This is a genomic window from Pseudoalteromonas sp. G5_S1_14_S5 (assembly GCF_054968605.1).
Window position 1 is genome coordinate 39,551 of sequence record NZ_JBQKUM010000032.1, and the last position, 14,890, is coordinate 54,440.

Annotated in this window: 15 protein-coding genes; 5 read left to right on the forward strand and 10 right to left on the reverse strand. The window is 43.1% G+C overall.

Annotated elements, in window-relative coordinates:
- Positions 1-119: 119 nt before the first annotated feature.
- Both ACTRWI_RS11445 and ttcA read left to right on the forward strand, forming a co-directional pair.
- Complete coding sequence (locus tag ACTRWI_RS11445; protein ID WP_499131457.1) at positions 120-770, forward strand: DUF2987 domain-containing protein; 651 nt, start codon at positions 120-122, stop codon at positions 768-770.
- Positions 771-1,066: 296 nt separating this feature from the next.
- A complete protein-coding gene (gene ttcA, locus ACTRWI_RS11450) occupies positions 1,067-1,960 on the forward strand; it encodes a tRNA 2-thiocytidine(32) synthetase TtcA (protein WP_499131458.1) in 894 nt (297 codons plus the stop codon).
- Positions 1,961-2,081: 121 nt separating this feature from the next.
- Here ttcA and uspE read toward each other — a convergent pair whose 3' ends face one another.
- From uspE to ccoN, 10 genes are all read right to left on the reverse strand, one after another.
- A complete protein-coding gene (gene uspE, locus ACTRWI_RS11455) occupies positions 2,082-3,032 on the reverse strand; it encodes a universal stress protein UspE (protein ID WP_499131460.1) in 951 nt (316 codons plus the stop codon).
- A 132-nt stretch (positions 3,033-3,164) separates the two neighbouring features.
- The gene (gene fnr, locus ACTRWI_RS11460; RefSeq protein ID WP_499131463.1) at positions 3,165-3,911 is read right to left on the reverse strand and encodes a fumarate/nitrate reduction transcriptional regulator Fnr; all 747 of its coding nucleotides are present in this window, start codon (positions 3,909-3,911) and stop codon (positions 3,165-3,167) included.
- An 86-nt stretch (positions 3,912-3,997) separates the two neighbouring features.
- On the reverse strand, positions 3,998-4,672 hold the full coding sequence (locus ACTRWI_RS11465) for a sulfite exporter TauE/SafE family protein (RefSeq protein WP_499131465.1): 675 nt from the start codon (positions 4,670-4,672) through the stop codon (positions 3,998-4,000).
- Positions 4,662-4,898, reverse strand: a complete 237-nt coding sequence (gene ccoS, locus ACTRWI_RS11470; RefSeq protein WP_499131469.1) for a cbb3-type cytochrome oxidase assembly protein CcoS — start codon at positions 4,896-4,898, stop codon at positions 4,662-4,664. Before ccoS ends, ACTRWI_RS11465 begins: the two co-directional genes overlap by 11 nt.
- Positions 4,898-7,270 (reverse strand): heavy metal translocating P-type ATPase, encoded by a 2,373-nt coding sequence (locus ACTRWI_RS11475; RefSeq protein ID WP_499131471.1) that lies wholly within the window; start codon positions 7,268-7,270, stop codon positions 4,898-4,900. The genes ccoS and ACTRWI_RS11475 overlap by 1 nt, the downstream gene beginning before the upstream one ends.
- 5 nt (positions 7,271-7,275) lie before the next feature.
- The gene (locus ACTRWI_RS11480) at positions 7,276-7,755 is read right to left on the reverse strand and encodes a FixH family protein (protein WP_499131474.1); all 480 of its coding nucleotides are present in this window, start codon (positions 7,753-7,755) and stop codon (positions 7,276-7,278) included.
- A gap of 85 nt (positions 7,756-7,840) precedes the next feature.
- Positions 7,841-8,815, reverse strand: a complete 975-nt coding sequence (gene ccoP / locus ACTRWI_RS11485) for a cytochrome-c oxidase, cbb3-type subunit III (RefSeq protein ID WP_499131476.1) — start codon at positions 8,813-8,815, stop codon at positions 7,841-7,843.
- Positions 8,815-8,991, reverse strand: coding sequence for a cbb3-type cytochrome oxidase subunit 3 (locus ACTRWI_RS11490; protein ID WP_499131478.1), 177 nt, complete (start codon positions 8,989-8,991; stop codon positions 8,815-8,817). The genes ccoP and ACTRWI_RS11490 overlap by 1 nt, the downstream gene beginning before the upstream one ends.
- Before the next feature lie 9 nt (positions 8,992-9,000).
- The gene (ccoO, locus tag ACTRWI_RS11495) at positions 9,001-9,621 is read right to left on the reverse strand and encodes a cytochrome-c oxidase, cbb3-type subunit II (RefSeq protein WP_499131479.1); all 621 of its coding nucleotides are present in this window, start codon (positions 9,619-9,621) and stop codon (positions 9,001-9,003) included.
- Between the two features lie 11 nt (positions 9,622-9,632).
- Positions 9,633-11,060, reverse strand: a complete 1,428-nt coding sequence (gene ccoN, locus ACTRWI_RS11500; RefSeq protein ID WP_499131481.1) for a cytochrome-c oxidase, cbb3-type subunit I — start codon at positions 11,058-11,060, stop codon at positions 9,633-9,635.
- A gap of 258 nt (positions 11,061-11,318) precedes the next feature.
- On the opposite strand from ccoN, the gene ACTRWI_RS11505 reads away from it, so the two are divergent.
- From ACTRWI_RS11505 to ACTRWI_RS11515, 3 genes are all read left to right on the forward strand, one after another.
- Complete coding sequence (locus ACTRWI_RS11505) at positions 11,319-11,684, forward strand: hypothetical protein (RefSeq protein WP_499131484.1); 366 nt, start codon at positions 11,319-11,321, stop codon at positions 11,682-11,684.
- Positions 11,685-11,795: 111 nt separating this feature from the next.
- On the forward strand, positions 11,796-12,980 hold the full coding sequence (locus tag ACTRWI_RS11510) for an FIST signal transduction protein (RefSeq protein ID WP_499131485.1): 1,185 nt from the start codon (positions 11,796-11,798) through the stop codon (positions 12,978-12,980).
- Positions 12,980-14,704, forward strand: coding sequence for an ATP-binding protein (locus ACTRWI_RS11515; RefSeq protein WP_499131487.1), 1,725 nt, complete (start codon positions 12,980-12,982; stop codon positions 14,702-14,704). Before ACTRWI_RS11510 ends, ACTRWI_RS11515 begins: the two co-directional genes overlap by 1 nt.
- The last annotated feature ends 186 nt before the right edge of the window (positions 14,705-14,890 follow it).

The window sequence follows — 14,890 nt, forward strand, 5'->3', positions numbered from 1 at the left end:
GATTTGATAGTCATTTGGTGAGCTTAAATGCTAAGTTTGACCAAATAACATCACGTAAAGAGCAGCTCATTAGCTGCTCTTTCTATTTATAAACGCTCAACTTCGACAAGACTATAACAATGAAAAAGACAGTACTCTCTTTATTAGCTTCTCTAAGCCTAGGGGTCTCTTTACCTGCTGCAGCGCAAGAATACATGTTTACCTACTCTAAGCTTTACACACAGCTTAAAAACAACACCAAAGAAGGGCATGATGACGTTAAAGTTGCCGTCTTCTTTGTCGATCAGCAAGCCCAAACAACCTGTCATATCAGCAAAGCATGGATGGAAAAAGAAGAGCACTATGAAGAGCTGAAAGTCTCTCCAGATAACGAGCTACTTCTCCCTGTTGACCAAAACCTTCGTTCGGCAAACCCGCTTATTTTTGTGCAAACAAAAGAGCAAGAGTGTGCATACTCTTTGGTTGTTATGACTAAAGCACCTTTAGCAGGAACGGTTAAAGTTGCACATCTGGAAAACCTGTTACCGCAGATGCAAGCAATGCTAGAAGACGTCAGCGGCATGTTCTCAAGCTGGTTCACACCGGACATCCAAGGGCTAACGCTTGAATTCGCAAACAAGCTTGAAGGTAACATCACGCTTTCTAACGATAAACAGATCCCAATTACCCAAGGGCGCGCTAAGTTCACACTAGAAGAACTTAACAGAAGTGACAGCATCACGTTGCCAGAAGCGACAACTCGTGTCTTACCTTACATTCCGGCTCAATAACCTTGATTTAGTCGATAGACCAAGCGGCATTATCTAAACAACACATCGTAAAGCAGCCAACTAAAACCAAGTTTGGCTGCTTTTCTTTTCCTGTAATCTACGTAGTTTGCACTTGTGAAGCTCATTTTTTGTTAATGATGAGTGCTTCTCACTAGATAAAGTGGAATCTTTCAACCAGTCGACTTGTTTATCCTGCCGTTACTATTTCAACATCAAATAAAAATCCGTATAATCCACGCCCTAAAACAGTCCCACTAGCAATCTACAGTCGGTAATACGACGGTGTGAGAGTCGCAATGAACCAAAACGATAATAGAAAAGAAGTACTAGAATTCAACAAACTTCAGAAACGTCTGAGAAGAAATGTTGGAAATGCCATCATTGACTACAACATGATCGAAGAGAATGATGTAGTAATGGCATGTATCAGTGGCGGTAAAGATTCGTTTGCGATGCTAGATATTTTGCTACGTTTACGTGAAGCAGCACCAATCAAGTTTGATGTTGTTGCGGTAAACCTAGATCAAAAACAGCCTGGGTTCCCTGAGCACATTCTTCCTGAATACTTTGAAACACTGAACATTCCTTATTACATCGTAGATAAAGATACGTACTCAGTAGTTAAAGAGAAGATCCCTGAAGGTAAAACAACGTGTGGTCTATGTTCTCGTCTGCGTCGTGGTACTTTGTACTCGTTCGCTGAGAAGATTGGCGCGACTAAGATCGCTCTTGGCCACCACATGGACGACATCGTTGAAACTATGTTCCTTAACATGTTCCACGGCGCTCGTCTTAAGGCTATGCCACCTAAGCTACGTTCTGATGATGGTCGTAACGTTGTTATTCGTCCACTGACTTACTGTCGTGAAACAGACCTTATCAAATACGCTGAACACAAAGGGTTCCCAATCATTCCTTGTAACCTTTGTGGTTCACAAGAAAACCTACAACGTCAAAGCATTAAAGCAATGCTGATTGATTGGGACAAAAAGACACCAGGCCGTGTTGAAAAAATCTTTAAATCAATTCAAAACGTTAGCCCAAGCCAACTGGCTGACCGCGAACTATTTGACTTTGTAAACCTTCCATTAGACCGTAGCGGTGAGCGTGAAGAGTACGAATTCCAAGAAGCTGAAATTTCATCTTCTAACATCGATGAGTCAATGTTCATCGACGTAACGAACGTATAAAACAAACAATCGTTGTAGAGCAATAAATGCACCGACGACAGACAAACAAAAACGCCTCAAGTAGTGCTTGAGGCGTTTTTTATGAGTTGGACTTGCAGTTAAGTTCGTCTGCTTAGGGGCATTAACCTTTCGAAAGATTAGGATCGAGTGGGCTAACGTAACCAGATGGCTTAAGCGCCAAAACATCACAGTTAATCTTATCGATAACATGCTCCGCCGTATTACCAATAAACACCGCAGATAGACCCGTACGACCGGTTGTACCCAAGATTACCATTGCAGCTTTGTTCTCAGACGCGACACGTGGAATGACATCTTCAGGTAAGCCTTGTTCAACAACGGTCTGCTCTTCACACATACCGTGCTTCTGACGCAGTGCCTTCATCGCAGTTAAGTGATGACCGCGAACCGCATCAGTGTAAGAGGTTGGGTCAAACTCAGGCAGCTCAATCGTTATATTTGCCGGAGTGATTGGGTAAGCGTTAACTAAGAAAGGTTCCGCATCCAGACGACCCGTTATCTCAAGGAGTCGATCAACCATAGTATCGTTAAGTTCTAAGTGCGTTTCCGTCTCTGAGCCTACGTGAACAGACGCATAAATCTTCGCGTGTTCTGGCCAGAAATCGTTTTTAACAAGCAGTACAGGGCTAGGGCATTTTCTCAATAGGTGCCAATCAGTCGGTGTGAAGATAACTGATTCCAAAGTATCGTGCTTGCGTGTACCCTTAATCAAAATATCGTGACCACCGCTATAAACTTCGGCAATGATGGCCTCGTAAGGGCGGTTATGCCAAACCACTTGAACATTAAATTCAATAGAATCATCTAGGTAAGGCTGTGCAACTTTATTCATCCAGATTTCACGCTGATGGATAACGCCTTTGCGCATTGCATCTCTTTCATCGACAGAAAGCATAGATGTCATTTCATACGAGAAATCGTAGATAGACAAAAAGAAAGTGATATGGCTCGTTGAGGTGCTTTTCTTAGCAAGTTGGATAGCACGAACTAGAGCGGGTTGCTCATCATGATTAATGTCTGCGACAACTAAAATTTTGTTATAGATACTCATAACTAAGCCTACTTTTCAGACCGAACATATAAATAATGTAGCGTAGTTATGGAGAGATTAAGAGAAATAAAAGAGGTTTTAAGGGAGAAACATGATGTAGCTCATTATTGAACTACATCATTGATATCTAGACTATTCTTTTGAAACGCCAGCAAGTTCCATCAGCGCATCGTGATCTTCGATAGTGATATATTTGCCTTTAACGCTTAGGATGTCTGCTTTCTGGAAACGACCTAAAAGACGGCTAATAGTTTCAACCGTTAAACCTAGGTAGTTACCAATATCGCCACGAGTCATCGTTAAGCGGAACTCACGTGGGCTGAAACCACGTTGAGAGAAACGAGTTGAGAGATTATAAAGGAATGCAGCAAGGCGCTCTTCCGCATTCTTCTTGGAAAGAAGCAGAATCATTTCTTGGTCGCCTTTAATCTCGTTACTCATTAGGCGCATAATTTGCTGACGCAGCTTAGGCATTTTCCCTGACAGGTCATCAAGAATCTCGTATGGGATTTCACATACCATAGAAGTTTCTAGCGCTTGTGCGAAACTAGGGTGTAGGTCACCAGTAATCGCATCAAAGCCGACAAGATCGCCCGCTAGATGGAATGCAGTAATCTGCTCGTCACCTTGTTCGGTAATCGTGTAGCTCTTGATCGTTCCAGAGCGAATAGCGTAGAGAGATTTAAGCTCGTCACCAGCTTTAAATAACTCTTGACCTTTTTGAATAGGCTTTTTTCTCTCAATGATATGATCAAGTTGATCAAGTTCAGATTCATTCAAAGTGAACGGAATACAAAGTTGGCTAATACTACAATCATGGCAATGGATCGCACAGCCACCAGATTGGACACGTTTCGTTACAGGCTTTTCAGAAATCATAACAATCTTTCACTATTTGATAGACATCAATATTTTAGCATTCCTTTATCCAGTTAGGTAGTAAAAAAACCAGATTTAAAGAATGGTTATACGGTATAAGTAATGAGCAGCAGCGCCGTATATCCAGTGTAGAAACCGTAAATCAGGATTAAAATCGCGCCGAGTTGACGAAATATGTCAGCTTGTTGCAATTTCTTGAGGAAATTAGCGCCCATACCAACCGTCAGCATTGCGGGAAGCGTTCCCAAGCCAAATGCGAGCATAATTCCAGCTCCATTATACCAACTGCCTGACACAGCCGCCCAGGTCAGCATAGAGTAGACCATACCACACGGTAGCCACCCCCAAATGAAACCAAACGGCAGAGCGTGGCTTGGATGCTTGAGTGGGAGGAAAGACTTACCGACTGGTGAAATATAACGCCACAGCTTCTGACCGACCTTCTCAAAGAACAGCAAGCCAAACCACCACTTACCCATATACAGGCCCAAAATGATCATAAAGATGGCAGCGAACAAACGAAGCCAATTAAGTAGCGCGTTGAAATCGCTAAGTTGACCGATTGAAGAGATTGCACCGCCGATCATACCACCAATAACGGCATAGCTGAGTAGTCGACCAAGGTTGTAAAGTAGAGGGGTAACCGGGGAAGGTTTGGTATTGCCGATTGAAAGGAGCGACGCAATACCACCACACATTCCCATGCAGTGGCCCGCGCCGATCAGTCCGACAAAAAAGGCTCCGATCCAATCAGGCGTCATCGTTCTTTTTATCTAGGTTGGTTGGGGATTCATTACTAGCTTTGACACTCTTCACAGGCTTGCTGTCAGAGTGATCATGAGCTTTTTCGTCTTCGTCAAACAAAATGTTGTGACCTTGACGCTCCAGGTCTTCAAACTGTTCGCTCTTCACCGCCCAGAGAAATATACCAACAGCGATACACACCAGCACAATCGCAATGGGAATCAGGATATATAAACTTTCCATTATTTACCTTGCTCTTTTAAAAGCCTTAGCGAGTTAGACACAACAATAATAGAGCTTGCAGACATGCCAACAACGGCAATGTATGGAGCAACCAAACCTGCTACAGCCAACGGAAGGATAAGTAGGTTATATCCCAATGACCATGCTAGGTTTTCGCGGATTATCTTACGCGTTTTTAGCGCCAATGTACGGGACTTAAGTAACCTATCGAGCTTATCACCCAATAAAACCATGTCTGCAGAGGCTTTTGCTACATCTGTTCCACCGCCCATAGCGACAGAAAGGTGAGCCCCCGAAAGAATAGGCGCATCGTTAATACCGTCGCCGACCATCATGGTGATGTCTTTCTCATCACGAGAGTTAAGGTAAGCAAGCTTATCCTCAGGCTTCGCATTCGCAACGATGTCGGTAATACCGATCTCTTCAGCAACTGGCTTCGCGTTAATCAAGGAGTCACCCGTCAGCAGAGTAGTTTTAATACCCGCTTCTTTGAACTTTTGGATGAACTCCATGCTTTCCTTACGAATCGGGTCTTCATAAGTAAAGGTAGCGATATGACGTCCCGCTATCGACAAGTAGATGCCGTTACTTTGCGTCGGTTGAGTTTCACCAAGAATAAACTCACTACTACCGATCGCCACCTCTTGACCGTTCAACTCACCAGTAATACCCGAACCAATAACGTTGTTTACGGAATTGACTTCAACATCATCGGACACGTGAGTCTTGAATGCTTTCGCAATAGGGTGGTTAGCATGCTGTTCTAGGCTCGCAGCCACTTTTAAACACGTCTCTTTATCAAGCTCTGAGAAAGTTTCCACACGGCTGATACGAATATCCCCCTCAGTCAATGTACCCGTTTTATCGATGATCAAGTGGTTAACTTTGCACAAGGTTTCGAATACATGGCCTTTACGCAGCAAAATACCAAAGTTACCCATACGGGACGTTGAACAAGTAATTGCTGTCGGCGTCGCCAGTGAAAGAGCACATGGACAAGTCGCAACCAGTACAGACAACATGATCCAGAATGCGTCTTCTGGTCGTGTTTGATGCCAGTAAAACCAAGTACCGAAGGAGATAATCAAGATAGCCGCAACAAAGTAACGAGCCACAATATCCGCAATTTGTGCAATACCAGGCTTAGATAACTGGGCTTCATCTTGCAGACGAACAATATTGGAGATCACAGAGTCCGCTTTTGATGTCATTACTTCCAGTTCAAATGACTCATCGCCATTCAACGTACCAGCGTAAACTGTATCGCCTTCGTTTTTCACGACATGGATAGATTCGCCAGTCAACATAGATTCATCAATATGAACTCGGCCCGAAAGTACTTTGCCATCCGCAGGGATGTGTTCGCCCGGAAGTACGCGGATCTTGTCGCCTACTTTTAGAGTTTTCACTGGCACTTGCTCGCCGTCTAGGGTTGTCGCCATTGTAGGGACGAGCTTAAGCAGGTTACCACTCGCAGCCGCTGCTTTACGACGAGCTCTCATCTCTAAGAAACGACCAAGCAGTAGGAAGAAAGTGAACATAGAAATAGATTCGAAGAAAACTTCTCCTTTCTCTGTCACGGTTGCGACTAAACTTGCCACGTAGGCAAACAGCAAAGCGATCGAGACAGGCACATCCATACCCAGTGTTCGTCCTTTAATACTGCGCCATGCATTGATGTAGAACGGCAAAGCAGAATAGAGCAATACAGGTGTAGCAAAGATAAGGCTTACCCAACGGAAGTAGTTTTTAAACTCTGGTTCGAGGTTGCCAAAAACTTCAAGATATAAAGCCACTGCAAGCATCATTACCTGCATGGTTGCCAAGCCAGCAACACCGAGGCGGTATAGGTAGTTTTGCATCGATCGGTGATAGGCAGCTTCTTGTTGATCAGCTTCAAAAGGCGCGGCTTTATAACCTAGAGTATGGATTGCTGACAATAATTCACTCAGTTTAATTTGCGTGTTATCCCAGCTAAGTAGGGCGCGGTTGGTGGTCGTATTCACACGAATACTACCTACCCCTTGTTTTGAAGAGACTTGTTTCTCAATGAGCCATGCACAAGCCGCACATGAGACACCTTCAAGCGACAATGTCACCTCAGAGACGTTCTCAGAGTTTCTTACAAACTCCAATTGAACATCTTCATTATCATAATGACTGAGTGCCAGAAGCTGCTCTGGCACCAGATCCGCTTTCTCAGCAGGGGCGGTGCGGTATTGGTAGTAAGAAACCAAACCGCTATCAACGATTGTCTGAGCTACCGTCTCGCAACCCGGACAACACATCTTACGAGGCGATCCTAAGATCTCGACTTCAAAATCCGTTTCCGCTGGTACATCCTCACCGCAGTGATAACAGGATTCACACATAAGTTTTAGTTCGTTAGTTGAGTAGGAGTATCAATCGGGAAGTTCATGCGACCTTGAACTAACCATTCTTCGTCATGTGGAGTCAGCTCAATGAACCACGGGCCTTCTAAGTGTTGGTCCAGAGCCAGTGTGTAGTTACCTCTCGCATCAGCAGTTAGTAGCTGAGTGAAATCGCGGTCTGGGAGCGTTCTGTGAACGAACATTGCGCTGATGGCAGGGAAGTGTTCAAGTTTACCTTTGTCTAATGTGATGATAACAGAGTTACCTTTCTCATTAAGTGAAGCTGATAGGCCCAGCTCTTTGGCGATATTTACTTTTGAAATGTCGACATTAATGCCTTTTCCTTTTTTATAGTAATCCTCAGTCACTAAGTCTACAGAGTTCTGTGTAAACACAATAACCGTCATAATGGTCCAAATAACTACTGTAGCTGGCAACGCGATTAAGAACCACGGCCAAAACTGTTTATACCAAGGCTTTACCATAAAAAAAATCTCAAAAAAGAATAAAAAGAAGAGGTAATAAAATAAAGGAAAGACAGCCTCTTAGAAAGAGGCTGTTATTGAAATGTTACTTATTATCTGTGTTGCTTAGGCTCCAAACGTAAGATGCAACGAGCTGTACTTTGTCTTCACCTAGAATGTCTTTCCAAGCAGGCATTACGCCAGAACGACCGTACATAACTGTTTCAGTTACGTCTGCACGAGAATCGCCAAATAACCAATCTCGGTCAGTTAAGTCAGGAGCGCCAACAGCAGGGTTACCCTTACCATCAGTGCCGTGACATGCTGCACACACTACGAAGCGAGCTTTACCAGCAGCAGCTTCTCTCGCATTTACACTACGACCAGATAGGCTAAGAGTATAACTTACAACTTCTTTTACACCTTGCTCGCCGAGTGCGTCCTTCCAAGCTGGCATTTGACCAACACGACCATGCATAATTGTTGTGACGATAGCCTCAGGCTCACCACCATATAACCATGCATCATCAGTTAGATTTGGAAAACCTTTCTGGCCACGCGCATCAGAGCCGTGACACTGAGAACAGTTTTGCAGGAACAAACGTTGACCCACTTTGATAGCATCAGCATCTGATGCAATGTCAGGGATTGAACGTAAACCATTTTCGTCGTGAGCCAGCTTTCTGAATGCCGCACCAAAGTAGGTGTCTGCATCATCAAGCTCTTTCGCGTACGCATCTAACTGTTTGTTTGCTTGCGCAGCAGCAATAGCAGAGCGAGACTCTTCAACGCTACGTACAGTTTGATCCGAGCTAGTCCACCCAAGAAGACCTTTAAAATTACCTAGGCCAGGGTATAGAGCAAGATAAATCGCTGAGAAAGCAATCGTACTAATGAAAAGATATGTCCACCATTTTGGTAGTGGGTTGTTAAGCTCACGAATACCATCGTATTCATGGCCCATATCTTGACCTTCTTCTACGCCAGTTTTATCTCTAAAACACCAACGAAGCAAGGCAGCACAACCAATTAGGGTACCAATAGTAATAACACTAACCCAAATACTCCAGAATGTACTCATTACCTTGTCACTCCTTCATTTTTAGAACTTGTTGCTGGCTCGTCGTCAGCAAACACTAGGTTCGCGTCTTCGTCGAAACGTGATTTTCGATTCTTGCCATATGCCCACCAAACGATCCCGATAAAGCAAGCAAAAACGATCACAGTCCAAATACTTTGAAATGTAATAATGTCCATAATCATTCCTTATTTCATTGCGTGGCCAAGCGATTGAAGATAAGCGATGATTGCATCCATCTCTGTTTTTCCTTCAACATCTTGTTTAGCGTTAGCAATTTGTTTATCTGTGTAAGGAACACCAAATTGGTTACGGAAGAGTTCTAGCTTCTGTTGAGTCAATTTGCCATCAAGTACATTTTCAGCAAGCCATGGGAAACCAGGCATGTTTGATTCAGGAACAAGTTCGCGAGGGTCCATTAGGTGGACACGGTGCCATTCATCAGAGTAACGTTCACCTACGCGAGCTAGATCAGGGCCTGTACGCTTTGAGCCCCATAGGAATGGGTGTTCCCAAACACTTTCGCCAGCTACAGAGTAGTGGCCGTAACGTTCAGTCTCAGAGCGGAAAGGACGAATCATTTGGCTGTGACACACGTTACAACCTTCACGAATGTAGATATCACGACCTTCCATTTCCAGAGCAGAATAAACGCGTAGGTTTTCTACAGGTTCCGTTGTCTGCTTTTGGAAGATAAGAGGAGTGATTTCTACTAAAGCACCAAAACTGATAGCAATAACGATTAAGATCGCTAATAGGCCGACGTTTTTCTCTACCAACTCATGGCGATTATTTGAATTTGAGCTCATTCTAAATCTCCTTAAGCCGGTTGAGGGATAGCTTTAAGGCTATCTTTAGGTGCAGAAACAGTTTTGTACGTGTTGTATGCCAGTAACAACATACCAGATAGGAAGATTAAACCGCCTAGGAAACGTACAAAGTAGAACGGGTAAGACGCTTCTACAGATTCAACGAAGCTGTAAGTTAATGTACCGTCAGAGTTAACTGCACGCCACATCAGACCTTGCATCACACCAGAGATCCACATTGCAACAATATAGAAAACCGTACCAATCGTTGCTAACCAGAAGTGAACATTGATTAGAGATACAGAGTACATACGCTCTTGACCAAATAGCTTAGGAACTAAGTGGTAAACCGAACCGATAGAAACCATTGCAACCCAACCTAACGCACCAGAGTGAACGTGACCGATAGTCCAGTCCGTGTAGTGAGATAGCGCGTTAACCGTTTTGATTGCCATCATTGGGCCTTCGAAAGTCGACATGCCGTAAAATGATAGAGAAACGATTAGGAAACGTAGGATAGGGTCGTAGCGAAGCTTATGCCACGCACCAGATAGAGTCATGATACCGTTGATCATGCCACCCCAAGAAGGAGCAAACAGAACCAAAGACATAACCATACCTAGAGACTGAGTCCAGTCTGGAAGTGCGGTGTAGTGTAGGTGGTGAGGACCAGCCCAGATATACAGAGACACAAGTGCCCAGAAGTGAACGATCGACAAACGATAAGAATAAACAGGGCGACCAGCTTGTTTAGGAACGAAGTAGTACATCATACCTAGGAAACCAGCTGTCAATAGGAAGCCTACCGCATTGTGTCCGTACCACCATTGCACCATTGCATCAATTGCACCTGAGTAAATCGAGTACGACTTAAACGCAGATACAGGAACAGCTAGACTGTTAACGATGTGCAACACGGCAACCGTGATGATGAAGGCTCCGAAGAACCAGTTCGCTACGTAAATGTGTGATGTTTTTCGTTTAATCATAGTTCCGAAGAACACGATTGCATAAGCTACCCACACAAAAGTAATAGCAATATCGATTGGCCATTCTAGTTCTGCATACTCTTTACCAGAGGTTAAACCTAACGGTAGAGTAATTGCAGCCGACAGGATAATCGCTTGCCAACCCCAAAAGGTGAAGGCTACGAGAGGGCCACCAAAGAGACGCGTCTGACAGGTACGTTGCACAACATAATATGATGTTGCAAACAGCGCACTTGTACCGAACGCAAAAATAACCGCATTAGTATGCAGGGGACGTAAACGACTGTACGTCAACCACGGCGTATCAAAGTTTAGCTGTGGCCAAACTAATTGAGCGGCAATCAAAACACCAACGCCCATACCGACAATACCCCACAAAATTGTAACTAGGGTAAACTGACGGACGACCGTATAGTTGTAGTTTTGTTCAAGCTGCTTTTCTTGGCTCATTTGCATGCTTCCAATTTCTTATTTACTACACTTTACTTCCAACACGACTCACGTCGTAATGCCACCCAAATTAGAAAAGGAAATACAGCCTATTCAAGACCTTATTTCCACTTGCTGATTTTAAAAAAAAGTGGCATTTTCAACGCGACACTATACTTGAATTAACAAATCAATGACAGAGTAGTAACCTTACGCTTGGTCTGGAATTGGATTTTTATTTAAAAACTTTGAACTTTGTAACAAGGAGTAAAGATTATAATGGCGGCACAAAAGCTAACAAAAGGCAGGCTTGTTCAAATTATCGTCATGTTGGTTGTTTTATTAGCTGCATTTACTTGGAGAACAGTGACATACGATAATAACGAGACAATAACTTGTATAGTTTCAAAACCTTGTGAATTTGGTATTGATAATAATAATGTTTCGATTTCGGGCGATAGTCAGGGGTATTCGATTGAAACATCTAAAACTGGTAAATTCATCATTAGCTATAATGGTAACGGAGTTTTGGAATCGAAAGGGGCGTCATTTTGGCTTTTACAAACCAATGATGAGACTTCCTCAATAACGGTTACATTTCCACAACAGGTCATGACGTATACAGTAAATCTCTCTAAAGAATAAAACTCAAAACTGAGCAACACCTCGCTCTTTGATAGAAATATTGACTAAACCAGTGAAACCATGTGCATTAAAGTGTTATAAAGACAACATTAATAAAGTTTCCAGAACTCTATGAAATTTCTATCAAAAGTCTCTTATTCTCTAGATGATAAAATCGCCGTAGATGAACTGCTTCTTGGGGTAGAAAACCCCGAGGACATCGCTTGTCTCATCTGCTACTGCACAGAAGAGTACTCCACGCTCGCTGTGCAGAGATACTTCGTAGATGCTCTCCCTAATATTCCAATTCATGGATGCACGACATGCCATGGAATCATGACTGAAACTGGATTCCATTCAGGGCCTGTAATAGGTGTGCTCATCATCTATGATTCTGGTATCAATGCTTACGGAACCGGCATCAAGCACTTCAGTCAATCCATCGAGCAAAGTACCTTCGACGCAATAGATTTAGCGCTAAAAAACGCCAACCGTGAAGGTGAAATTCCAGACCTGATCTTGCTTCATTCTACTCCCGGCAACGAGGAGAAGGTGATGGCAGCCATCGACAGTAAATTCGGCACTGAAGTACCTATCATCGGTGGTAGCGCAGCCGACAATCAGGTGTCTGGAAACTGGAGCATATTTACTGAAGAGTCACTCTCAATTAATGGCGTTTCATTAACCGTCTTTTTCTCCTCTCAGTCTATCTATTCGTCATTCAGTGCAGGACACACACCCACACGATACTCTGGAACTGTAACCAAAGTAAGAAATAGAATCTTGCTTGAGATAGACCACAGACCAGCTGCCACGGTTTACAATGAATGGACTAATTTCCATTTAGGTGGCAGTGACGACGGCTATATCTTTGAAAAATCTTCTGTCTATCCACTAGGCCGGAAAGTCGGTACATCTTACAACTATCCGTATTTCAAACTCTCTCACTCTATTCGAGAAACAGAGTGTAACGGTAGCGAACTCTTTACGGATATCAATGAAGGCGACACCATTTATTTGATGCAAGGCTGCAAACAGCAGTTGATAAGCCGTGCCGCTAATATAATTCATTCGTCTTACTACAATGATATGGATCTGGAAGAAAAATTAGGTGCGATTAACATCTTTTGCGCAGGGCCAATGCTCAATCTAAAGCAAGACATGGATGAGGTTTGCGACCAAATAAATCAAGCTCTTAAAGGACTTCCTTACATATGTCCATTCACATTTGGTGAGCAAGGGAGGCTTTCAGGTGGAGAGAATGCACACGGTAATTTAATGGTGTCGTCAGCAACGTTTTATAGGTTAAAAAAGTAATGGGTTCTGAAGGTCAAGAAGCGCTGCAAGAAGCACGTATTGAACTACAAAAATTAAAAGCCCGTGAGAAAAAGCTGGCTGAAGAGAATAGGGTAATTCTATCGACTATCTCTGCAATCAGTAAGGCAAATAGCATCTCTGAGATATTTTCTAGTCTCGAGTTTGTGTTGAAAAAGTACATTAAGTTCGACGACTTTATCGTGGTCTCTAGAGTAGGGAATGAAGGTAATTTCAAAACTCTACTGACCAACAATAAAGTCTTTGAAGATATGATCTGGAACGATCATGGCAAGCTATCTCGAGTCATAAATGGTGAGTGTGCCATTCTTTTTGAACCCAAATCTCTGGATGAATTTAACACTTTGCATCCCATTGTTCTCGACCAAATCAACTCAGTGTTGATTACTGGTATCGACAGCGGACTAACACAGTCAGTCATCATTTTCATTCATTCGAATACCAAACATTTTAGCATTGAAACTAAGGTAACTCTTAACCGATTCCGTCCACTGATTGAGCGTGCTGTTTTCGACATAGAAAACAAGGAGAAGCTTGAAGCGACTGTTAGAGAACGAACCGCCGAGCTTGTCACATCAAGGAAAGACGCGGAAAGAGCGAACAAAGCTAAGTCAGAATTTCTCGCGATGATGAGCCACGAATTAAGAACGCCACTTAACGCCATCATTGGGCTGATCGACACATTAAAGTCGACCCAGCTAACAGAAGAACAACAGTCTATATTGCTAAATATGAGCACATCGTCTGAGCTTCTGTTAGCGATCATCAGCGATGTATTGGACTTTTCCAAAATTGAATCTGGTTGTTTCTCACTAGCGCCAAAATGGAGCAACGTAAGAGACACTGTAACTTTTGTTTTATCAGAACAAACAAAGGCTGCAGACGACAAAGGTCTAAAGCTCACAGTGTCTAGCGATTTCCCAGATGGTGAACTTCACTATATAGACCCAAGTCGTTTAGCGCAGATATTGTTTAACCTGATCGGAAATGCCATTAAGTTTACGCAGCACGGACACGTCCATGTTTCCATCAAATACCGGCAGAGTTCGTTCTTTATAACCGTTCAAGACACCGGAATTGGAATTAGCTCACAGCAGCTATCGTCGTTGTTCAGCCCATTTGTGCAAGCAGATAGCACAATAACGCGAAGGTTTGGCGGCACGGGGTTAGGTTTAGCGATCACCAAGCGCTTAGTTGAGTTAATGCGTGGACGAATATCAGTAGAAAGTAAGCCGGGGAAAGGTTCTAAGTTCGAGGTTCAATTACCTGTACTCACCAGGGTAACGAACAGCTGCAACCAACAGGAAGATGATGATTGTTCAAGAAAGCTCAGAAGTCGATACTCGGTACTGGTCGTGGAAGACAATCCAACGAACCAGATGGTGATTAAGTTAATTCTAACAAGGCAAGGCCACGAAGTTTTTATCGCAAGTAACGGTGAAGAAGCGATAGGCTTTATACAAGACAACAAAGATTCCATAGACATAATCCTGATGGACGTTTCAATGCCGATCATGGATGGTTTAACCACAACCAAACACATGAGAAAGGCAAACATCCAAACGCCAATCGTGGCTCTGACCGCACACACATCAGTTGAAGATAAATGTTCATGTTTAGATGTTGGTATGAATGATTTCGTAACCAAACCAGTAAGAACAAAAGAAATAACAGAAGCTATAGATAGACTAATGCTTGAGATCTAATAAACGTATTCTTAATCGAAGATTAGGAAATATGTTTATTAGGTATTTTATGGTAAATAACCATTATGGTTAAATACACGATACAAGATAACTAGAAACGAAGGCAGGGCATCAGATATTGAGCCCTTCCTTGTGATTACCAGGCCATATTTAACATAATATACATAATACGCAGTGGGATATGTA

Bases quoted from the DNA above. Each gene is read 5' to 3' on its own strand.
- ACTRWI_RS11445 (WP_499131457.1), top strand. From the start codon at position 120: ATGAAAAAGACAGTACTCTCTTTATTAGCTTCTCTAAGCCTAGGGGTC.
- ttcA (WP_499131458.1), top strand. From the start codon at position 1,067: ATGAACCAAAACGATAATAGAAAAGAAGTACTAGAATTCAACAAACTT.
- uspE (WP_499131460.1), bottom strand. From the start codon at position 3,032: ATGAGTATCTATAACAAAATTTTAGTTGTCGCAGACATTAATCATGAT.
- fnr (WP_499131463.1), bottom strand. From the start codon at position 3,911: ATGATTTCTGAAAAGCCTGTAACGAAACGTGTCCAATCTGGTGGCTGT.
- ACTRWI_RS11465 (WP_499131465.1), bottom strand. From the start codon at position 4,672: ATGACGCCTGATTGGATCGGAGCCTTTTTTGTCGGACTGATCGGCGCG.
- ccoS (WP_499131469.1), bottom strand. From the start codon at position 4,898: ATGGAAAGTTTATATATCCTGATTCCCATTGCGATTGTGCTGGTGTGT.
- ACTRWI_RS11475 (WP_499131471.1), bottom strand. From the start codon at position 7,270: ATGTGTGAATCCTGTTATCACTGCGGTGAGGATGTACCAGCGGAAACG.
- ACTRWI_RS11480 (WP_499131474.1), bottom strand. From the start codon at position 7,755: ATGGTAAAGCCTTGGTATAAACAGTTTTGGCCGTGGTTCTTAATCGCG.
- ccoP (WP_499131476.1), bottom strand. From the start codon at position 8,815: ATGAGTACATTCTGGAGTATTTGGGTTAGTGTTATTACTATTGGTACC.
- ACTRWI_RS11490 (WP_499131478.1), bottom strand. From the start codon at position 8,991: ATGGACATTATTACATTTCAAAGTATTTGGACTGTGATCGTTTTTGCT.
- ccoO (WP_499131479.1), bottom strand. From the start codon at position 9,621: ATGAGCTCAAATTCAAATAATCGCCATGAGTTGGTAGAGAAAAACGTC.
- ccoN (WP_499131481.1), bottom strand. From the start codon at position 11,060: ATGAGCCAAGAAAAGCAGCTTGAACAAAACTACAACTATACGGTCGTC.
- ACTRWI_RS11505 (WP_499131484.1), top strand. From the start codon at position 11,319: ATGGCGGCACAAAAGCTAACAAAAGGCAGGCTTGTTCAAATTATCGTC.
- ACTRWI_RS11510 (WP_499131485.1), top strand. From the start codon at position 11,796: ATGAAATTTCTATCAAAAGTCTCTTATTCTCTAGATGATAAAATCGCC.
- ACTRWI_RS11515 (WP_499131487.1), top strand. From the start codon at position 12,980: ATGGGTTCTGAAGGTCAAGAAGCGCTGCAAGAAGCACGTATTGAACTA.